Consider the following 19,997-nt stretch of genomic DNA (forward strand, 5'->3'; position numbering starts at 1 on the left):
TCAGCGAACCCGGCGCAAGTAGCCGTCCGGTGCCACGGTGACCAGCAGCTTGTTCTGCAGCTGATAGTCGATCTCGAAGCTGTCATTGCCCTTGAGGTATTCCCAGACGGCGGTCTTGGGGTTGTCGCCATGGCCCCATGGGCGGTCGGGGAAGAAGTCGGCCGGCATGTCCTCGACCACGGTGTCCATCACCACGCAGTAGCTGCCCACGGCCACCAGCGGCGCGTACAGCTCCAGCTCCTTGAGCACGTGGTCGTGGGTATGGTTGGAATCGAGCACCAGGACGACCCTCTTGCCTTCGGCAATCGCCCTGACCTGTGCGGCGATGCCAGCGTCGATGCTCGAACCTTCGATCATGCGCACGCGCTTGCTCATCGGGTGCGCCTCGATGGCTTCACGGTTGTGCTTGCGGATGTCGATGTCGATGCCCAGCACCTCGCCATGGCCTTGCAGCTCCAGCAAGGATGCGTAGTAGAGGATCGAACCACCGTGGGCAATACCGCACTCGATGATCAGGTCCGGCTTGACCTGCCAGACGATCTCCTGCATCGCCATCATGTCCTGGGGCAGCTGGATGATCGGCCGGCCCATCCAGGAGAAGTGGTAGCTGTACTTGTGCTCGGCGGACTTGTTGAAGAAGTCACGGGACAGTTGCTGCAGCGCCTGGTCTTCACCCTGGGCGGCGATTTCGGCGGTGCATTCGGCTTCGAAGGCCTTGATCGGCGAGTCGGTCATTGTGCGGTCTCGGTTGGCAAGTGTGTGAAATCAGCGCTGCCGATGGCGTGGCAGGTGAAGCGGCCAGCGGTCATGCGGCGAAATTCATCGAGGTAACAGGAATTCATAACGAACAGGTGCGCACCGTCGCACAAGGCGGTGGCGCGGTATAACTCATGATTCATTTCAGGCTACCCCCCAAGAGCGCCCGCAACTGGCGGGCATCGCCCCAGAACGCCATGGGTTCGTGGGCCGGATAGGGGTAATGCCCCAGGTTCAGCGCGATCTGCGCGCCGCGCTTGGCGATGTGCGACTCGACCAGCGTACGTACCGCTATCGGCCGGCCGCTGCAGCAATTGACCACACCACTGAAATCGCCCCGTTCGAGCAGGCCGACAAGGTAACCAACGGCCGTCTCGATGGGCAGAAAATCGCGCAGCTGTTCCCCGCCAGACATGTCGAAACGCGGCTGCCCTGAGTCGATGGCCCGGTCCAGCGCCGCCAGCAGGCTGTTGGGGTTCTGACCTTCACCGAACAGGTAGAACAGCCGCACCCATTGCAAGGTGAACGGCTGCTGCCGGGCCAGGCTTTCGAGGAACAGGCGCAGGCTGTGCTTGGCCAGGCCGTAGGGGTTGCCCGGCTGGCAGAGCAGCGACTCGCCCAGCGCGCCGTCCTGCAGGCCGTATTCCAGGCAGGTGCCGGTGACCTGCACCTGGGCAACGCCCGCTTGCACCACACGCTGGATGAACCCGTAGTCGGCCATCAGGTTGCGCTCGAAATGGAACAGCCCCTGGTAATTCGGCAAGCCGGGCCAGGCCAGGTGCACCAGCGCATCGATACCGTCACACAGCGCGCCGACGTCCAGTTGCGGGTCATGGACATCGGCGCGGACGAACTCGACCTGGTCGAACCACGGCATCGCCTGGGCAGCTTCCACGCGGCGCGCAACGGCACGCACCTGATGGCCGCGCGCCAGAAGCGCGCCGACCAGGTGCCGGCCAACAAAACCGCTGGCCCCGGTAACCAGTACTTTCATGCGCGTCACAGGACAGTCAGCTCCGGCACGGCGATGACGAAGCGCCCGCCCCATTCACGGACCTGCGCCTGCTGCTCACTGACTTCCTTGAGCAGGTTCCAGGGCAGCACCAGCACGTAGTCCGGCTGCTCGATGGCCAGCCGCTCGGGGGCCACCACCGGAATGCGGCTGCCCGGCAGGAACTTCCCCTGTTTGTGCGGGTTGGCATCGGCCACCCAGGCCAGCAGGTCAGGCTTGACCCCGGCGTAGTTGAACAAGGTATTGCCCTTGGCCGCCGCACCGTAGCCGACCACACGCTTGCCTTCGGCCTTGGCCTGCAGCAGGAAGCGCAGCAACTGGTGCTTGATGCGTTCGGCGGCCGGCGCCAGGGTGTTGTAGAACGCCGCCGTGGTCACCCCCACTCCCGCTTCGATACCGAGCAGGTCATCGACACTGGCGCGCCGTGCCTGCGGGCCGCCGGCTCGCTGTGCGAACACCCGCAGCGAGCCGCCATGGGTCGGCAGCTCAGTAACATCAAAGATTTCCAGGCCGTTGCGCAGGCAAAGGGTGTGCACCGCCGTCAGCGACAGGTAGGAGTAATGCTCGTGGTACAGGGTATCGAACTGATGCTCGGCCATCAGGCAAAGCAGGTGCGGGAACTCGAACGTGGCGACGCCATCGGCCTTGAGCAAGGTGGCGAAGCCGCGCAAGAAGTTGTTGATGTCCGGCACATGGGCCAGCACGTTGTTGGCCGCCATCAGGTCGGCCGACCAGCCCTCGGCCGCGAGCACCTCGGCAGCCTGCTGGCCGAAGAACACTTCGCGGATCTCGAGCCCCTTTTCGCGTGCCGCCTGGGCCGTGCTGCGAGTGGGCTCCACACCCAGGCAGGGGATACCGCGTTCAGCCACGTACTGCAGCAGATAACCATCGTTGGCGGCGATCTCCACCACCCGGCTTTGCGTATTCAGGCCGAAGCGCTCGACCATGTGCGCCACGTAGTCGCGGGCATGGGCCAGCCAGGAGCTGGAGTAGGAGCTGAAATAGGCGTAGTCGGCATCGAACAGCGCATCAGCGCGGGTGTAGTCCTCGGTCTGCACCAGCCAGCACTGCTCGCACACCGCGACCTTCAGCGGCACCCAGGCCTCGGCCGCGGCCAGCTGCTCGGCGCGCAGGTAGGCGTTGGACGGCGGCGCGGTGCCAAGGTCGATCAGGGGCAGGCTCAGGCAGGTACCACAGCCACGGCAATTCATGGACACACTCCGGTGAACGATGGGTCGAGCCAGGGATGCCCGGCATCCCTGGCTGACAGATTCTTGACGGCCAGCGGCCAGGTAATGGCCAGCCTTGGATCGTGCACCGACAACCCGCCCTCGCAGCCTGGGGCATAGTCGGCGCTGTGCAGGTAGAGCAGTTCGGCCTCGTCGCTCAGCACCTGGAAGCCATGGGCGAAGCCGGCCGGGATCAGCAGGCTGCGCCCGTCCCCGGCCCGCAAGTGCTCGGCGTGCCAGTGCAGAAAGGTCGGTGAGCCTTGGCGCAGGTCCACCGCCACATCCCACACTTCGCCACGCAGGCAGGTGATCAGCTTGGCTTCCGCCACGCTGCCGAGCTGGTAGTGCAGGCCCCGCACGCTGCCTTGGCCGACAGTATGCGAATGATTGATCTGGCGCACGTGGAACGGCGCATCCAGTGCGCCCAGGCTGGTTTCGCAGAACAGCCGGGCGAACTGGCCGCGAGCATCGCCGTGGCGCTTGTGCTGGACACTGAACAGACCATCGAGGGGCAAGGCGTGCAACAGCAGATCAGTCACGACAACTCCGCGTACAGGTTCAGCTGGTCAAGGGTGAAGGCGCGCATGTTGTCGCCACGCTGCCAGGCCAGGTGCCAGTCCAGGGTGTGCCTGAGACAGTCTTGCAGCGACCAGCGCGTGCGCCAGCCCAGTAGCTGGCGCGCACGCGAACTGTCCAGACGCAGCAGGCCGGCTTCGTGCAGCTCGCTCGGCTCGACCTGCATGCCCGGTGCCGCCGGCCACTGGCGGGCAAGATGCGCCACCACCTCGCCGACGCTGCACATGTCCTGCTCACCAGGCCCGAAGTTCCAGGCACCCGCATACACCGTGCCTTGGCGATACAGGCGCTCAGCCAGTTGCAGGTAGCCCGCCAGCGGCTCCAGGGCGTGCTGCCAGGGGCGCACGGCCTGGGGGTAGCGCAGGGTCACAGGCGTACCGGCCGACCAGGCCTTGAGCACATCCGGGATCAACCGATCGGCGGCGAAGTCGCCTCCGCCCAAGACATTGCCGGCGCGCGCGGTCGCCATCGCCAAGCCGTGCTCGGCGTGTTTGTCAGCCGGGAAGAACGAGGCGGCGTAGGATTGCGCCAGCAACTCGCAGCAAGCCTTGCTGCTGCTGTACGGATCGTGCCCGCCAAGGGCTTCGTTCTCGCGGTAGGGCCAAGGCCATTCCTGGTTGGCATAGACCTTGTCGGTGGTCACCAGCACGCAGGCCCGCACGCCACCGACCTGGCGCATGGCCTCCAGCAGGTTGAGGGTACCCATGACATTGCTGGAATAGGTGCCCAACGGGTCATGGTAGGCCTCGCGCACCAGTGGCTGCGCCGCCAGGTGCAGGACGATTTCAGGCTGTGCTTCGGCCATGGTTTCGAGGAGCGCACCCAGATCACGCAAGTCACCGCGTACATCGGTAATCTCGCGGCCGACCTGGGCCAGCTCGAACAGATTGGGTTCGGTTCCCGGGTCCAGGGCAAAACCTGTGACCTGCGCCCCAAGCTTACGCAGCCAGAGGGCCAGCCAGCCCCCCTTGAAGCCCGTGTGGCCGGTCAGCAGGACACGCTTGCCCTGCCAGAATGCCGGGCTCAGTCCCACTGCTTCCATGGGGCCTCCCCGCTTTGCCAGAGGTGCTCCAGATGGTTCTTGTCGCGCAACGTGTCCATCGGATGCCAGAAGCCGTCATGCTGGAAAGCGTTGAGCTGCGACGCTGCGGCCAGCCGGGTGAGCGGCTCGGACTCCCAGGAAGTCTGGTCGTCGTCGATGTAGTCGATCACCTTGGGCGAGAGGACGAAGAAACCGCCGTTGATCCAGCCGCCATCGCCGCGGGGCTTCTCGACAAAACCGCGAACCTGCTCACCGTCGCGTTCCAGCGCGCCATAGCGCCCCGGTGGCTGCACGGCGGTCACCGTGGCGAGCTTGCCATGGGCCAAGTGGAAATCCACCAGAGCGCCGATGTTCAGGTCCGAGACGCCATCGCCGTAGGTGAAGCAGAAGGCTTTTTCGCCCTCCAGGTAGCGCGCAGCACGGCGCAGGCGGCCGCCGGTCATGGTCTCTTCACCGGTATCGACCAACGTCACACGCCAGGGCTCGCTGTAGTTCTGGTGCACGTCCATGCGGTTGGCGCGCATGTCGAAGGTGACGTCCGAGGTATGCAGGAAATAGTTGGCGAAGAAATCCTTGATCGCATAGCCCTTGTAGCCCAGGCAGATCACGAAGTCATGGATACCATGGGCCGAATACTGCTTCATGATGTGCCAGAGAATTGGCTTGCCGCCAATCTCGATCATGGGCTTGGGCTTGAGATGGGACTCTTCGCTGATACGCGTGCCCAGTCCACCGGCCAGAATTACCGCCTTCATGTTGTCCCCTCTTGTTCGTCACCGGCCATGGCTCGTGTGGCTGCACGATTTATGGCGATATCCAGGGGGGCTTGCAGGAAACGCGCCAGAGTGGCGGCGTGGGTACCGCCGCGTGCTCAGCCCGGCATCCAGCCGCTGTACCAGTGCTGTACATGCTCGTCGCGCAACACATAGTCGCGCAGCACTTCCTGCTTCAGACGGTCGCCCATGCGCATGCTTTCGTCCGGGTCGGCCAGGTGCATGCGGATCGCCTGCAGCCATTCCTCGGTGCTGTTGGTCTTGATCCGCGTGCACGGCAGGTAGCCTTCGTAGGCTCGGGTGTCGGTGACGATCACCGGGTAGCCGCAGGCACCGTACTCCAGCAGGCGCAGGTTGCTCTTGCAGTCGTTGAAGATGTGGTACTCCAGCGGCGCCAGGGCAAGGTCCAGGTTCAGGCTGGCCAACTTGGCCGGGTACAGCTCCAGCGCCACCGGCGGGTGGAATTCCTTGATGTACGGGCGCAGCGCTGGCGGGCACATGCCGAAGAATACCCAGTCCACCTCGCTGGCCAGGGCCTTGACCACCTCGGCGATCACCTCAAGGTCACCGGTATGGCTGGTGCCACCACCCCAGCCCACCCGTGGCTTGCGCGAGCTGCGGCGCTGACTGCGCAGGCCGATCCAAAGGTCCTCGGCGAGCATGTTCGGCATGACCCGGATGTCGCTGTGGGCGCCGTACAGCGCATCGGCCAGGGCCTGGGTCGAGACCACCAGCCGGTCGCAACGCTCGATACCTCGGCGCAGCGACTTCTCCAGATTTCCAGGCGTGTGCTTGAGGTGGTCGTTCTTCTTCGGCACATCGATCACGTAGTCATCCAGCTCGTAGATGCAGAAGCCCTTGGAGAACGTCTTGAGGCGCTCGATCTCCTTGACGAAGTTTTCCTGATAGCGCCCCTGCACAACCACCACGTCCGGCGAGCAGCGCTCAAGTTCGATACTGGTGGGAATCTCGAAGTACTGCTGCTGAGTCACCCAGCCGGCCTTCTCCAGTTCCACCAGCGGCTGGATCACTCGGTAATGGCCAACCGCGCCGGTGTTCATGGGCAACGCCAGCACATGGGGCAGCGAGCGCTCGACGAACGGCATCCAGCCTGCTTTCAAGCCCGGGGCCAGGCAAAAGCCGGAGCCATCCAAGGACAGGTTGATGTTGTAGGCCGGGTCGCGTGCCAGCAGCGGCATCCAGGCCCGGGAGAACACCTCGTGCTGCTGCACCAGGCGGGCCTGGCACTCGGCATCAGGGGCAGCGTCGGCCGCAGTGCCGGCCGGAGGGTCGAGCACCAGCTGGGCGTCGGCCGCCCACACCACCAGATAACCTGCCTGGCCCAGTCGCAAGCCCAGGTCGATATTGCTGAAAGCGAGGCTGAACGACGTGTCGTTCAGCCCACCCAGGTCCAGAAACAGCTGCTTTCGAATCAGCAGGCAGTCGCCAGCCACTGCCGAGTAGTTCTGCGCCACCTGCAGACGCTGCATATAGCCGCCCGCCTCCACAGGCTCGCCGACAAAGGGTGAAGCCACCCCGCCGCGCAGGCCCAGCACGCTGCCAGCCTGGACCACCAGGCCCCGGGCATCGCACAGCTTGGCACCCACCGCGCCGACTTCTTGACGTTGACCATGGCTCAGCATCGCGTCGAGCCAGCCCGGCTCAGTGACCACGGCAAACGGGCTCAACATCAGCAGATAGTCACCCCGGGCCTGCTGCGCCGCCAGGTTCTGCAGCGCGGCGAAGCTGGCTTCCTCGCCCAGGCTCAGCACCCTCAGCTTGTCGCTGCCCAACTGCTGCAGGGCAGCCAGCCAGGCATGGGTCTCGGCGCCCTCGCTGGCGTTGTCCACGATCAGCACTTCGTAGTGCGGGTAGGCGGTCTTCTCCAGCACGCTTTCCAGGCAGCGCTCGAGCGCTGGCAGCTGGTCCCGGGCACTGATCACCAGGCTTACCCGTGGCTGCGTAGCGTGCAGGTAACGCACCTGGTTGATCGGCCCGCCGCTGTTGCGCAGCTGGTAGGCCACCCCCAGACGCTTGAGATGCGCGTCCAGCAGTTGCCGGTTGTCTTCGACCACTGCCGCCGAGGACAGCCAGGCGGCATAGCCGAAAGCGCTCTCCCCCAGCACTTCGGGAATGTGCTCGATGACCTGCGGGCCGCGCTCTTCCACCAGGCGCCAGAGCAGGTCATGGGGGGCCAGCTCCCGGTAGCCGGCCGCAAAACCGCCCGAGGCCTGAATGGCGTTGCGGGAGAGCGCCAGCATGCGGCCGGTGTAGGGATAGCCGCGCATCAGGTCGAGGTTGAAGTCGGGCTTGAACACCGGCTCCACCGACTCGTCGTTCTGCAGGCCGCCTTCATCGCCATAGCAGCAGGCGATCTGCGGGCGCGACACGATGCGCTCGGCCAGCAGCATGAGGCTGAAACTGTTGAGACGGTCACCGGCACGCAGCAAGTAGATCCAGTCCACCCCTTCCAGTTGCTCGACCAGCGTGTTCAGCTGCATGGCCCAGTCCGGCTGCAACGGCTGACTGATGACGCGAGCCTCGGGCGCGTGAGGCCGGGATGCTCCCGACAGCACCAGGGTCGCATCCGCGGCATAGGCCTGTCGGGCGATGCTGTCGAGCGTCACCTGCAGCGCCCGAGGGTCACCCTCGCTGTCGATCACCACCGGTACGATGCGCGGGCGCACTGGCCAGTGCTCGCTCAGGCGCATCAGCCGCGCCAGTACCAACGGGTCCTGACGGCAAGCCAGCCATTGCTGGTAAAGCTCGGTAAAACTCTCACTGTCGCTGCCAACCCGGGAATCATGAATGGCCTGCAGGCAGCGCAGCGTGTGTATCAGGAACAGGTTATCCCAGGTACGCAGGGCATCGCGCTGATCACCGTGAAGGACCTGCATCCGTATCCAGCCGCTGAACGGTACACGCTCGCCGGTGCGCGCGGCAAACATGTCGCGCAGGTGCTGCGCTTCTGCGACGGCGGCGGCCTTCATGTCGTGTCGGCCACTCAGCTGTCCTGGATGGACCCGTTCGATACAGTGCACCCCGGCAGTGAGACCCAGGTGCCCGCGGCGCAGCAGGCACACGAAGAGCACGAAGTCGAGCATCGCCACGAAGCCCGGCGCCAGTGCGGGCAGCAGTTCGCGCAGGTCGCCGGCACGCAGCAGCACACTGCTCAGGCCGCCGATGAAGTTGAGCTGGCGCGTTTCGAAGAAGTCCAGCAGGTCATCGCCATTGAACAGCGTGGCACCGTAAGTGACCGGGCTGGTCTCCAGGCGCTGCGGCAGGATGCAATCCCCGGCATCGGCCAGGTGGCGCCGGGCCGCGACCAGGCTGAGGTCGTGATGGGCCTGGAACAGCCGCACCTGGCTGGACACGCAATCGGCCATCAGGCGGTCGTCATCGCAGAGGAACTTGATGTAGTCGCCCTGGCTTTGCTCGAGCCCCAGCTGCAGGTTGCCGACAAACCCCAGCGGCTGTGGATTGCGCAGATACACCAACGGGTGACCGGCCAGCCCGCGCAGCTCCTCGACCACCGCTTCGATCTCGGGCCCGTGGCTGTCGTCGCAGACGATGACCTCGAGGTTGTCGTAGTCCTGGGCCAGGGCACTGGCCAGGGCCGCGCGGAAGAACCGAGGATTGCAGGCGGGGATGACGAGACTGACTAGGGGGGCTGGGTACACGGGGCAATTCTCTCGACAGGTGACTGCCCGCAGAGAATTCAGAACAGTCGCTACCAGGTTGGAACAACGCACCGCCCCTCCCCCGGTCAGGAGGAGGAACGGCTACAGGCGCACTCAGAGGGCGTTGAACAGGCTCAGCTGGCTGATGCGCGCGAACGCCTGCTGGGAAGCTTCGAGCGTGGTCTTCTGCTGAGTCAGGCGGATCATCACCTCGGCCGGGTCAGAGTCGCGGATCGACGATTGCGTGTTGGTGTTGGCGATGCTCAGGCTTTCGTTGGTGTTCTGCTGGATCTCCAGCGCCTTGCCCCGCGCACCGATATCGGTAACCGCCCGGCTCAGGGTGTCCTGGCCACTCTGAATGTTGGCGATGGCCGAATCCAGGTCGGCGCGCAGCTGCTGGTAGGCCGCATTGTCGCCGTCGATCGGCTGGCTCAGGGCTGTGCGCAGCTTGGCCACGCTATCCAGCACGTTCTGGGTCTGGTGATTGTCGACATTGACCATGTACTGGTCACCGGACTGCTGCGGGGGGGTGGTGCTGAAGGTGAAGTCCACGCCAGCGGCCGAGGCGACGTTGCCCGCCATGGTGCCACTGGCCACCGGCCGGCTGTCGGCGGTCAGCGGCTGGGCATACAGCTCGAAGTCGGTAGCACTGGTGAACTTGATCACCGCGCCCCCGCTCGGGAACATGGCCTTGTACTTGTTCTGGTCGGTGACGTTGATCGACGACACTTGCGCGCTCGACGGGTTGCCCGGGCTGCGGGTGGCGGTAATGGTGTCCGGCTTGCTCTGCAGGGTGAAGGTATGGCCCGCCACCGCGGTGTCCGCAACATCACCATCCTGCAAGTTGATGTTCAGGCGCAGGTCCACGCCACGGAAGCTGACCATCGAACCGCCCGCCGTGTTCGGGTCGAAGCTGCCCCCTTGGGTGGCTTCGGCGGTGACGTCGTTGCCCAGGCTGTCTGTAATGCTGAACTTGGTGCTGCTGAGCATGGTAATGGTGTACGGCTGGCCGCTTCTGAAGCGGTCGTTGTAGGTGACGCTGCCCGACACCTGGCCGTTGGACAGCTTCACCCGGCCGTCATCCACTGGCGGAGCAGTCAGGGTGGTGGACGTGCGGCTGGTGTTCAGGGCTTGCTGGAACACACTGTAGCCGGTGCTGTTGCCAGCCATCTTGAGCATGTCGCCGACCTGCAGCTCCTGCTGGGTCTGGTCGCCCTGGTAGGAGTAGGTGCCATCGGCATTGCGCACGAACGGTGCAGTGTCGGTCTTGGAGCCGGCGAACAGGTACTGGCCGTTCTCGTCACGGCTGTTCATCAGGCCCAGCAACTGGTCTTCCAGCTGGCCCAACTCGGCTGCCTTGGCCTTGCGCTCGGTGTCTGTGTAGCCGGCATTGCCCGACTCCAGCGCCAGCTCGTTGACCCGCGACAGGATCGTGTTGATCGAGTCCAGCGTGGTCTCGGCCTGGTTCAGCGAGTTGGTGATGTTGGTGGCGTTGGTCTTGTACTGCGCCAGCATGTCTGCCTGGTTACCCAGCTGCAGCAGGCGTGCCGCCCCCACCGGGTCGTCGGCGGCGGTGTTGACGCGCACGAAGGAACTGGCTTCCTCGTTGGTCTTGACCACATTGGAATAGTTGCGCTGGTAGTTTGCCGCGCTGGATGCATAGAACTGGGCCGTGGAAATACGCATGGGTCAAGACTCCTTAAAGCGCGGCGATCAGGGTGTTGAAGATTTCCTGCGCCGCCTTGATGATCTGCGACGAGGCCGTGTAGTACTGCTGATACTTGACCAGGTTGCCGGCTTCTTCATCCAGCTGCACACCGGACACCGAATCACGGGCACCGGTTGCCTGGGTCAGGATGACGCCGGTCGCCTGGGTGTCCATCTGGCCCTGCTTGGCCTGGGCCCCGACGTTTTCCACCAGCTTGCCGTAGGCGTCGGTGATGCTGATGCCCTTGGTCGAACCAATGTCCACGGTCTGCTTGGTCTGCAGTTCCTGCAGGGACAGCGCGTTGCGGTTGTCCGAAGAACCGGCGCCGGTCAGCGACACGGTAAAGCTGTCGCCATCCTTCGGCGCACCGGCGACATCCATTTCGAAGCTGAACGACTTCTGGTTGCCACTGGCGTCGTTGATCGGGTTGCCCGCGGAGTCGATCATCGGCACATCGAACTTCAGGGTATTGCTCTGCCCTGGAACGAAGGTGCCTGTACCAATGCTGTTGCCCTTGGCATCGAAGGCTTCGTAGGTCTGCGGCGAGGCGGTTTCGTTACCGAATACCAGGCGCAGCGGCGTGGAGTACTTGATACCGGTCTGCAGTTCCTGGCGTTGAGCCGGGTCGGCAATATCCAGCACCGAAGTCAGCACCGGCTGGGTGATCACACCCGTACCGATATTGCCGCTACCCGAAGTCGCGGTCAGCGGCGCGGCCAGCGCCAGGCGCTTGGCGTCGGTGAGCACCACGCCGATCTCCGCCGAGGCATTGCGGGTCGGGGTGATCTTGAAGCTGTCACCCACCGCTGCGGTGCCGCTCTTGAGGTCGAGACTGAAACCATCGATGACCGGCGCCGGGTCGTCATTGGTGCTGTAGGTGCCCATGTCGGTGCCGTCAGGCAGCTTCTTGACCTGGTACTGGTCCGTGCCCGGGCCGACGAAGGTCACCTGGTAATCACTGGTGCTCAGCTTGCCGGTATCGCGGATGACCACGTTCAGCGCGGCACTGCCGGTGTTGCCGACCTTGGGTGTGCTGCGCGCGGACATGGCGCTGTCGCTGTTGATGTCGCCAAACAGCGCAGCACCGAACTCACCGTTCTTGTCGATGCCCTGACCGAGCTGCGAATTGATCTGCTGCGACACCACCAGCGCAATACGGCCCAGCTCGTTCATGGCCGGTGCCAGGGTCTCGCTGCGGTAGCGCAGCAGGCCGCCCATTTCGCCACCGCTGATGCTGTTGGTGACATCCATGGTGGTGCTGCCACGGTCGAGCTTGACCGAAAACTGGGTCGGGTCGGTGACGCTTGGCTCGGCACTCATCTTGTTGGTGGTCTTGCCCAGCACCAGCGATTGGCCGTTCTTCAGGTAGACATCGATATTGCCGTCACGCTCGACAGTCTGCACCCCCACCAACTCGTTGAGCTGGCGCACCGCTTCGTTGCGCTGGTCGAGCAGATCGTTCGGCTGGCCGTTGGCCGCCGAGACCTTGGAAATCTGATCGTTGTACTTGGCAATGCTGGAAGTCAGTTCGTTGATCCGCGACGTCATCGAGCTGAGGTTGCCGTTGATGTTGCTGTTCTGCTCCTTGAACTGGGCAGACAAGCTGTTGAAGCGGCTGGCCAGCGCTTCGGCATTGCTCAGCAACAGTTGACGGGAAGCGTCTTCGGTCGGCTTGTTGGCGGCGCTCTGCAGGGCGGAGAAGAAGTTGGTCAGCGCACCGGTGATACCGGTGTTGCTGTCGGACAGCAGGTTGTTGAGCGGCGTGACCTGGTTCAGGTAGGCGGTGCTGTCGCTGTTGAGCGAGGTGGCGGTCTGCAACTGGGCATCCAGGAAGGCGTTGTACACCCGACGGACATCGCCCAGGGTGGTGCCGGTGCCCATGAACACCTGGCCTTCCTGCACCGAGCCCTTGGCTCGCTGGACGTTCTGCTGGCGGGAGTACCCGGCGACATCGGCGTTGGCGATGTTGTTGCCGGTGGTATGCAGGCCCGCCTGGGAGGCCGACAGTCCCGACATGCCAATATTGATCAGACTCGCCATGGTTCCATACCCTTAAAGTTTCGTTGTGGTACCGAGCATTGCGTAGCTCTCGTACGACTTCATCTGTCTTGCGATCTGCGAGATCTTGCTGGCGTAGTTCGGGTCGGTGGCGTACCCGGCCTTTTGCAGTTCTCGCACGAATTGTTCTGGGTTATCGGCCGACTTCACCGCATCTTGATAGCGCGAATTGCTCTGCAGCAGGCTTACCAGGTCATGGAAACTGTCCTGGTACGAATCGTAGGAACGGAACGCTGCCGTTTCCTTGACGAACTGGCCATCGCGGAACTCGCTGGTGATCGCCCGCGCCGAATCGCCTTCCCAATTACTGCTGGCCTTGATGCCGAACAGGTTGTGGCTGCTGCTGCCGTCGCTGTTGCGCATGACCGACTTGCCCCAGCCGGTTTCCAGGGCGGCCTGGGCCACCAGGTAACGCGGATCGACACCAATGCGCTTGGCGGCCTGCTCGGCCATCGGCAGCATGGTGGCGACGAACTCGTCGCTGTCGGCAAAGGCCTTCTTCGGTGCCAGCGGCGGCTGCGCCACGGCGCGACCAGTGATGCGCAGGCCGTTGTCCGGAATGGCGACGGCCCTGGCCACCCGCTGCCCGTCACGGGCCGGCACGGCGGCGGCATTGGTTGCTGCGGCCGGGCTGGCGGCCGAAGGCACGATGCCGGCCAGCAGGCGGTCGGTGAGCTTGCCCGGCAGCGCCAGGCGCCGCGAGTTGAGCGCAGCCACGTCGTTGCGCGTGGCCGTGGACTGGGTAGCCTGCACCGGGTCGGCCACCTTGTTGCCCCACAGCGTCGGCGCGTTGCCATCGACACGCGGGAACGGGCTGGTGTTGACCGGGGTGCTCTTGTGCTTCGACAGCTGGCGCACCAGCACGTCCTGCAGGCCGATACCGCCGCCCTCGCGGGACATGCTCACGGCCAGCTGCTGGTCGTACATGTCGCGGTACTGCTTGACCGTCTCGCTGTTCATCGGGTTGTCGTCGGCCAGCACGTCACTGGCCTTGCGCGAGGCCTTGAGCATCTCGCTGATGAACAGCGACTCGAACTCCTGGGCCACCTTGCGCACGTTGGCGTCGCTGTCGCGGTCCCCGTGCTTGAGCGAGCTCAGGCGATTGAGGTCGGTGTAGGCACCGCTGTCAGCGTGACTGGAAACCAGGCTTTTCGAATTCATCCGTGGCGTCCTCAGATCACGATCAGGTCGGCCTGCAAGGCGCCGGCCTGTTTCAGTGCTTCGAGGATGGCCATCAGGTCGCCGGGTGCCGCGCCAACCTGGTTCACCGCACGGACGATCTCATCCAGCGTGGTGCCCGGGCCGAACTTGAACATCGGCTTGGCTTCCTGCTCGGCATTGACCCGCGAACGCGGAACCACCGCCGTCTGGCCATTGGAGAACGGCCCCGGCTGGCTGACGATCGGGTCTTCGGTAATGGTCACGGTCAGGCTGCCGTGGGTCACCGCTGCTGGCGAGACCTTGACGTTCTGGCCGATGACGATGGTACCGGTACGCGAGTTGATGATGACCTTGGCCACGGCCTGGCCCGGATCGATCTCGAGGTTCTCGAGGATCGACAGGTAGTCGACCCGCTGGCTCGGGTCCATCGGCGCGGTGACCCGCACCGAGCCGCCGTCCACGGCCTGGGCCACACCTGGGCCGAGCAGGTCGTTGACCTTGTCGACGATGCGCTTGGCGGTGGTGAAGTCCGGGCGATTGAGGTTCAGGGTCAGGCTGTTGCCCTGGTTGAAGCCGCTTGGCACGGCACGCTCGACCGAGGCTCCGCCAGGAATACGGCCGGCCGACGGAACGTTGACGGTGATCTTCGAGCCGTCACGGCCCTCGGCATCGAAACCGCCGACCACCAGGTTACCCTGGGCGATGGCGTAGACGTTGCCGTCGATACCCTTGAGCGGGGTCATCAGCAGGCTGCCGCCACGCAGGCTCTTCGAGTTGCCGATCGACGAAACGGTGATGTCCACCACCTGGCCCGGCTTGGCGAACGCCGGCAGGTCGGCATGCACCGACACCGCAGCGACGTTCTTCAGCTGCACGTTGCCGGAGCCGGCCGGCACCTTGATGCCGAACTGCGACAGCATGTTGTTGAAGGTCTGCAAGGTGAACGGGGTCTGGGTGGTCTGGTCACCCGTACCATTGAGCCCCACCACCAGGCCATAGCCGATCAACTGGTTGGAACGCACGCCGGAGATGCTGGCAATGTCCTTGAGGCGCTCGGCGTGGGCACCGAACGCGCAGGACAGGAGCAAGGTCGCGGCAATCAGCTGCCTAAGGTTGAACATGTTCATCCGTACTCAGAAGGGCCAAAGCGGGCTCAGGAAGAAGCGGTCGAACCAGCCGGGCTGACTGGCATCGGCGAACGAGCCGGTGCCCGAATAGGTGATGCGCGCATCGGCCACGCGGGTGGACGGCACGGTGTTGTCGGTGGCGATGTCGTCGGCACGGATCAGGCCGGCGATGCGCACCAGCTCTTCACCGGTGTTCAGGGTCATCCACTTCTCGCCGCGCACGGCGATGATGCCGTTGGGCAGCACCTCGGCCACGGTGACGGTGATCGAACCGGTCAGGGTGTTGCCCTGGGTGGCCTTGCTGTCGCCCTTGGTGGTGCGGTCACCGCTGTAGCCAGCCTCAAGGGTGAGGTCGCCGCTGCCGAACGGGTTATTGGTGTTCGGGGTGGAGCCGAACAGCGAGGTCAGGCCAATGTCAGCCTTGCTGTTCTTCTGGATCTGCGAACCTGCGTTCTTGCTCGCCGACGTGCGTTCGTTGAGGGTGATGGTGATGATGTCACCCACGCGGAACGCTTTGCGGTCGGTGTACAGGCCCTGCTCGAAACCGGCCTGGTAGATCGAACCGTTGTTGGCTGCCGCCGGCAGCGGGGTGCGCGGCAGAACCGGCGCGTAGTACGGGTCGTTCGGCTTTGGCGTCGGCGCGACGCAACCTGCCAACACAACCGCCCCCCCCAGGGCGAACACAGACAACAGACGTTTCATGACACTTACCTCACGGTGTAACGGCAGTAGAACCTGCACTAGGGCTTTTAGAGCTGTTGAGTCACGAACGACAGCATCTGGTCGGCGGTGGAGATGACCTTGGAGTTCATCTCGTAGGCACGCTGGGTGGTGATCATGTTCACCAACTCTTCCACGGTGCTGACGTTGGAGTTTTCCAAGGTCTGCTGCAGGGTGGTGCCGAAGCCGTTCAGGCCTGGGGTGCCGACCTGTGGCGCGCCACTGGCAGCGGTTTCCAGGAACAGGTTGTCACCGATCGCCTGCAGGCCGGCCGGGTTGATGAAGTCGGCGGTCTGCAGGTTGCCGATGACCTGCGCAGCCGGGTTGCCGGCGACGGTGATCGACACGGTGCCATCCTGGCCGACAGTGAAGGTCTGGGCGTCGTTCGGCACCACGATCGCCGGCTCCAGGGCAAAGCCTTGGGCGGTGACGATCTGGCCATCGGAGTTCAGGTGGAAGGTACCGTCACGGGTGTACGAGACCGTGCCGTCCGGCTGCAGCACCTGGAAGAAGCCACGGCCGTTGACCGCCATGTCCAGCGGGTTTTCGGTGGTCTGCAGGCTGCCGGTCTGGAAGTTCTTCTGGGTGCCGACAATGCGCACACCGGTACCGACCTGCAGGCCCGACGGCAGCTCGCTGTCCTGGGTCGATTGCGCGCCTGGCTGACGCTTGATCTGGTACAGCAGGTCAGAAAACTCGGCACGATCACGCTTGAAGCCGGTGGTCGAGACGTTGGCCAGGTTGTTGGAAATGACGGTCAGGTTGGTGTCCTGGGCGGACAGGCCGGTTTTAGCGACCCAAAGAGCCGGAAGCATCAGTATTCTCCTCGTGCGCCTGTTTTACGGCACCCGTTCAATGTTGGTTAGCCGATTTGCAAAACACGCGCCATGGCTTCATCGCCTTCCTTGGCCGCGTTCATCATTTTTACGTGCAGTTCGAACTGACGGGACAACGCCAGCACCGAAGTCATTTCTTCCACGGCATTGACGTTGCTGCCTTCGAGGAAGCCCGATACCACCCGCACATTGACGTCGGCGGCAGCCGGTTTGCCATTCTGGGTGTGGATCAGCCCGTCCAGGCCTTTGGTCATGCTCTTGATGTCCGGGTTGACCAGCTTGATACGGTCGACCTCTGCCATCACTCGCGGGTCTTCACCCATCGAGCGGATGCTGATGGTGCCGTCGGCACCGACTTCAACTTTCTGTTCTGGCGGAATGGCGATCGGGCCGCCGTTGCCGATCACCGGCATGCCGTTGCCGGCACGCAGCACGCCGAGGGCGTCGATGTTCAGGCTGCCGGTGCGCACGTAAGCTTCGCTGCCATCCGGCGCCTGTACGGCGATGAAGCCCTGCCCGGACACGGCCACGTCCAGGTCACGCCCGGTCTCGACCATCGGCCCTTCGCTGAAGTCGGTAGCCGGGCGTTCGGTCATGGCAAACGCCCGCGACGGAAAGCTGTCACCGAACACCGGCATCGAGCGCGCCTGCTCCAGGTCGCGCTGGAAACCGTTGGTGGAAACGTTCGCCAGGTTGTTGGCGTGGGCCTTCTGCGCCAGCGCGTTCTGGCTGGCGCCGGTCATGGCCACGTAAAGCATCTTGTCCACAGTCATCCTCCGCTGCACTGACGATCGTTTGCCGCTCGCCGTTGCTGTGCAGGCTCTAAAGCAAGTTCCGAACCAACTTTTTGAATTCATGAAAAAGCCCGTGAATACGGGCTTTTTTCGGGGTTTTGCGATTGGGATGCCGCCGGTTATCCGGCGCCGGGTTGCCGATGGCGGCAATCCTGTACCGGCCTCATCACGGTTCGCGGCAACCGCCATTGGTGAAGGGGCCGGCGAATTTCTTCCAGCCCTCCCCCGGCGGCCATTGCGAACACACCAGCCGGCCATCCACCTGGCTCTCCCAGCGCCACCAGGGCGCGGTGCCAGCCTGGGCCTGGTACAGGCAGAACGCGGCGACCAACGTGACAACCAGCCTTTTCATGATCCCTCCTGCAAATACGACTGACCCCTTTACAGGAAAGGGGTCAGTCCACGCATGCTCAACCAGCGACCATCAGGTCATCTGGATGATGGTCTGCATGATGGTGCTTTCGGTGGAGATGGTCTTGGCGTTCGCCTGGTAGTTGCTCTGCGCCTTGATCAGCTCGACCAGCTCCTGGGTCAGGTTGACGTTCGAGGCCTCCAGCGCGTTGGATTCGACGCTACCCAGGGTGCCGGTTTTCGGCGAGTCGATGCCCGGAATGCCCGACGAGTAGGTCTCGGTCCAGCGCGTACCACCAATCTGCTGCAGCCCCTGCTCGTTGGCAAAGCTGGCCAGGGCCACCTGGCCGATGGCGCGAGACTGCTGGTTGCTGAAGCTGGCGAACATCACGCCGGTGGAGTCGATCGACAGGCTCGACAGGATACCGGTGGCATAGCCGTCCTGGGACTGCGACATACGCGCGGTCTCGGTGTTGTACGAAGTGGTGCTGTTCATCGACAGACGCATGCCGGCGGTGTTTTCCGCCGAACCGTTGGAGGCCCAGTTGCCCGATGCATCCTTGGCGGCCGGGATCCAGCCCTTGAGGGTGAAGGTGTTGTTGGTCACATCCCACTGGGCACCTGCCGGGGCACCTGCCGGGATAGTGGCCGGGTCGGTGGCCATGGACGCCACGCTACCGTCGGAATTGAATGTCATGGACGCTTCCAGCGGCGCAGTGGAAGTCGGATCCATCGGATTGCGCCCATCGATCAGGGTATACATGGTCCACTGGTTCGTACCGGTCTTGCGGTAGAACTGCTCCATGGTGTGCTCGTTGCCCTGGCTGTCGTACACCTTGGTCGGGAAGGACTTGGTGTAGGTGGTGTCATCCGCCGGGTCGAACGCCGGGCCGGCAGGCGTGGCGCTTGGCAGCGGGATGATGGTCGCTTCGGAGTTCAGGTTGATGCCCTGGTCGATCAGGGTGGTGGCCTTCGGTGCGAGCGACGAGGTATCGATCTTCAGGTCGGTCAGCACGCCGCGCTGGATGTTGCCGTTCGCGTCAGCGGCATAGCCCTGCAGACGCAGGCCGTCCGAGGTGACCACATAGTTGTCCTTGCTGTTCTGGAAGGCACCGGCACGAGTGTACACGCGCGCGCCGTTGTCAGAGAGGACGAAGAAGCCCTGGCCCTGGATACCCATGTCCAGCACGTTGCCGGTGTTGTTGACGTCACCCTGGCTGAACTGCTGGGAGATCGCCGCCAGGCGCACACCGTTGCCGACCTGGTTCTTGCCCACGCCCAGACGGTTGGCACCGGCGTAGACGTCGGCGAACTCGGCACGCGACGACTTGAAACCGGTGGTGTTAACGTTGGCAATGTTGTTGCCGGTAACGTCCAGTTGCTTGTTGGCTGCGTACAGACCGCTAAGGCCGATATTGAAAGACATGCTGTAGCTCCTTGCGCCGTTCTGGCCTTAGATACCGATGGTTTGTACGTCGGACAGGGAAACCTTGCCGACCCCGGCGAGGTTGAGCACCATCTCGCCCGTGGTGTTGAAGCTGACACTGGTGACCTTGGCCGGTAGCAGGGTGTTCATCTGCACCGACTTGCCGTCCACGGTGGTGGTGGCAGTGAAGGTATAGGTACCCGGGTCGACCTTCTCGCCCTTGTTGTTGGTGCCATCCCAGATGAAGTCGGCATAACCGGCTTTCTGCTCACCCAGCTCGATGGTCTTGACGGTATTGCCATCCTTGTCGGTGATGGTGACCTTCGCCTCGCTGATGGACTGAGGCACCACGAACTGCGCATTGAAGCTGTCTGCGGTATCGACGATCGCCTTGTCGTTCTGCACGATCACCGAACGACCCACCAGCGAAGATGCCTGCAGCGCTTGCGACGAGGCCATGGCGCTGGTGATGGCGCTGACCGACTCGTTCAGCGAAGTGATGCCTTCGAGGCTGCTGAACTGCGCCAACTGGGCGACGAACTCGCTGTTGTCCTGCGGATCCAGCGGGTTCTGGTTCTGCATCTGGGTGACCAGCAACTGCAGGAACGCATCCTTGCCCAGGGTCTGGCCACCGGTCGCGGAGCTGGTCGTGGAGGTTTTCTTGGTGCTGGAAGTGACACCGGACGCCGCGATGACGTCGTTGAGGTTCACACCGCTGGTGCTATCGACTGCCATGATCTGGATTCCT

17 protein-coding genes and 1 pseudogene are annotated in these 19,997 nt (G+C 63.8%); all 18 read right to left on the bottom strand.

The window, feature by feature from the left end:
- Positions 1-735 carry a cephalosporin hydroxylase family protein gene (locus tag J7573_RS12525; RefSeq protein WP_294335183.1) on the bottom strand — a complete coding sequence of 245 codons (735 nt, stop codon included), beginning with the start codon at positions 733-735 and terminating at the stop codon, positions 1-3.
- Positions 732-872: pseudogene (locus tag J7573_RS12530) on the bottom strand (methyltransferase); the annotation flags it as partial. The gene J7573_RS12525 and the pseudogene J7573_RS12530, both read right to left, overlap by 4 nt.
- A 23-nt stretch (positions 873-895) precedes the next feature.
- Positions 896-1,750, bottom strand: a complete 855-nt coding sequence (locus J7573_RS12535) for an NAD(P)-dependent oxidoreductase (protein WP_294335184.1) — start codon at positions 1,748-1,750, stop codon at positions 896-898.
- 5 nt (positions 1,751-1,755) lie between these two features.
- The gene (locus J7573_RS12540; protein WP_294335186.1) at positions 1,756-2,979 is read right to left on the bottom strand and encodes a class I SAM-dependent methyltransferase; all 1,224 of its coding nucleotides are present in this window, start codon (positions 2,977-2,979) and stop codon (positions 1,756-1,758) included.
- A complete protein-coding gene (gene rfbC, locus J7573_RS12545; RefSeq protein ID WP_294335188.1) occupies positions 2,976-3,536 on the bottom strand; it encodes a dTDP-4-dehydrorhamnose 3,5-epimerase in 561 nt (186 codons plus the stop codon). Before rfbC ends, J7573_RS12540 begins: the two co-directional genes overlap by 4 nt.
- Positions 3,533-4,615, bottom strand: coding sequence for a CDP-glucose 4,6-dehydratase (gene rfbG, locus J7573_RS12550; protein ID WP_294335189.1), 1,083 nt, complete (start codon positions 4,613-4,615; stop codon positions 3,533-3,535). Before rfbG ends, rfbC begins: the two co-directional genes overlap by 4 nt.
- Positions 4,597-5,370: a glucose-1-phosphate cytidylyltransferase gene (gene rfbF / locus J7573_RS12555; protein ID WP_294335191.1), complete on the bottom strand. Its 774-nt coding sequence runs from the start codon at positions 5,368-5,370 to the stop codon at positions 4,597-4,599. The genes rfbG and rfbF overlap by 19 nt, the downstream gene beginning before the upstream one ends.
- 116 nt (positions 5,371-5,486) lie before the next feature.
- Positions 5,487-9,068: a glycosyltransferase gene (locus J7573_RS12560; protein ID WP_294335193.1), complete on the bottom strand. Its 3,582-nt coding sequence runs from the start codon at positions 9,066-9,068 to the stop codon at positions 5,487-5,489.
- 114 nt (positions 9,069-9,182) lie between these two features.
- Complete coding sequence (locus J7573_RS12565; protein ID WP_294335195.1) at positions 9,183-10,754, bottom strand: flagellar hook-associated protein 3; 1,572 nt, start codon at positions 10,752-10,754, stop codon at positions 9,183-9,185.
- A 13-nt stretch (positions 10,755-10,767) separates the two neighbouring features.
- Positions 10,768-12,816 carry a flagellar hook-associated protein FlgK gene (flgK, locus tag J7573_RS12570; RefSeq protein WP_294335196.1) on the bottom strand — a complete coding sequence of 683 codons (2,049 nt, stop codon included), beginning with the start codon at positions 12,814-12,816 and terminating at the stop codon, positions 10,768-10,770.
- A 12-nt stretch (positions 12,817-12,828) separates the two neighbouring features.
- Positions 12,829-13,995, bottom strand: a complete 1,167-nt coding sequence (gene flgJ / locus J7573_RS12575; protein WP_294335198.1) for a flagellar assembly peptidoglycan hydrolase FlgJ — start codon at positions 13,993-13,995, stop codon at positions 12,829-12,831.
- Between the two features lie 11 nt (positions 13,996-14,006).
- On the bottom strand, positions 14,007-15,116 hold the full coding sequence (locus J7573_RS12580; protein ID WP_110636808.1) for a flagellar basal body P-ring protein FlgI: 1,110 nt from the start codon (positions 15,114-15,116) through the stop codon (positions 14,007-14,009).
- Positions 15,117-15,128: 12 nt separating this feature from the next.
- Positions 15,129-15,824 carry a flagellar basal body L-ring protein FlgH gene (gene flgH, locus J7573_RS12585; protein ID WP_294335201.1) on the bottom strand — a complete coding sequence of 232 codons (696 nt, stop codon included), beginning with the start codon at positions 15,822-15,824 and terminating at the stop codon, positions 15,129-15,131.
- 47 nt (positions 15,825-15,871) lie between these two features.
- Positions 15,872-16,657, bottom strand: coding sequence for a flagellar basal-body rod protein FlgG (flgG, locus tag J7573_RS12590; RefSeq protein ID WP_294335203.1), 786 nt, complete (start codon positions 16,655-16,657; stop codon positions 15,872-15,874).
- A gap of 47 nt (positions 16,658-16,704) precedes the next feature.
- Positions 16,705-17,445 (bottom strand): flagellar basal-body rod protein FlgF, encoded by a 741-nt coding sequence (gene flgF, locus J7573_RS12595; RefSeq protein ID WP_294335205.1) that lies wholly within the window; start codon positions 17,443-17,445, stop codon positions 16,705-16,707.
- 193 nt (positions 17,446-17,638) lie between these two features.
- On the bottom strand, positions 17,639-17,824 hold the full coding sequence (locus J7573_RS12600) for a hypothetical protein (RefSeq protein WP_294335207.1): 186 nt from the start codon (positions 17,822-17,824) through the stop codon (positions 17,639-17,641).
- A 72-nt stretch (positions 17,825-17,896) separates the two neighbouring features.
- Positions 17,897-19,249: a flagellar hook protein FlgE gene (gene flgE / locus J7573_RS12605; RefSeq protein ID WP_294335208.1), complete on the bottom strand. Its 1,353-nt coding sequence runs from the start codon at positions 19,247-19,249 to the stop codon at positions 17,897-17,899.
- 27 nt (positions 19,250-19,276) lie between these two features.
- The gene (flgD, locus tag J7573_RS12610) at positions 19,277-19,984 is read right to left on the bottom strand and encodes a flagellar hook assembly protein FlgD (protein ID WP_294335210.1); all 708 of its coding nucleotides are present in this window, start codon (positions 19,982-19,984) and stop codon (positions 19,277-19,279) included.
- Positions 19,985-19,997 lie beyond the last annotated feature (13 nt).

Origin of the sequence: Pseudomonas sp. (assembly GCF_017744435.1) — a bacterium.
Lineage (GTDB): Bacteria > Pseudomonadota > Gammaproteobacteria > Pseudomonadales > Pseudomonadaceae > Aquipseudomonas.

Bases quoted from the DNA above. Each gene is read 5' to 3' on its own strand.
- flgH (WP_294335201.1), bottom strand. From the start codon at position 15,824: ATGAAACGTCTGTTGTCTGTGTTCGCCCTGGGGGGGGCGGTTGTGTTG.
- J7573_RS12600 (WP_294335207.1), bottom strand. From the start codon at position 17,824: ATGAAAAGGCTGGTTGTCACGTTGGTCGCCGCGTTCTGCCTGTACCAG.
- flgE (WP_294335208.1), bottom strand. From the start codon at position 19,249: ATGTCTTTCAATATCGGCCTTAGCGGTCTGTACGCAGCCAACAAGCAA.
- flgG (WP_294335203.1), bottom strand. From the start codon at position 16,657: ATGCTTCCGGCTCTTTGGGTCGCTAAAACCGGCCTGTCCGCCCAGGAC.
- J7573_RS12580 (WP_110636808.1), bottom strand. From the start codon at position 15,116: ATGTTCAACCTTAGGCAGCTGATTGCCGCGACCTTGCTCCTGTCCTGC.
- flgK (WP_294335196.1), bottom strand. From the start codon at position 12,816: ATGGCGAGTCTGATCAATATTGGCATGTCGGGACTGTCGGCCTCCCAG.
- J7573_RS12565 (WP_294335195.1), bottom strand. From the start codon at position 10,754: ATGCGTATTTCCACGGCCCAGTTCTATGCATCCAGCGCGGCAAACTAC.
- J7573_RS12540 (WP_294335186.1), bottom strand. From the start codon at position 2,979: ATGAATTGCCGTGGCTGTGGTACCTGCCTGAGCCTGCCCCTGATCGAC.
- flgD (WP_294335210.1), bottom strand. From the start codon at position 19,984: ATGGCAGTCGATAGCACCAGCGGTGTGAACCTCAACGACGTCATCGCG.
- flgJ (WP_294335198.1), bottom strand. From the start codon at position 13,995: ATGAATTCGAAAAGCCTGGTTTCCAGTCACGCTGACAGCGGTGCCTAC.
- J7573_RS12535 (WP_294335184.1), bottom strand. From the start codon at position 1,750: ATGAAAGTACTGGTTACCGGGGCCAGCGGTTTTGTTGGCCGGCACCTG.
- rfbG (WP_294335189.1), bottom strand. From the start codon at position 4,615: ATGGAAGCAGTGGGACTGAGCCCGGCATTCTGGCAGGGCAAGCGTGTC.
- J7573_RS12525 (WP_294335183.1), bottom strand. From the start codon at position 735: ATGACCGACTCGCCGATCAAGGCCTTCGAAGCCGAATGCACCGCCGAA.
- rfbF (WP_294335191.1), bottom strand. From the start codon at position 5,370: ATGAAGGCGGTAATTCTGGCCGGTGGACTGGGCACGCGTATCAGCGAA.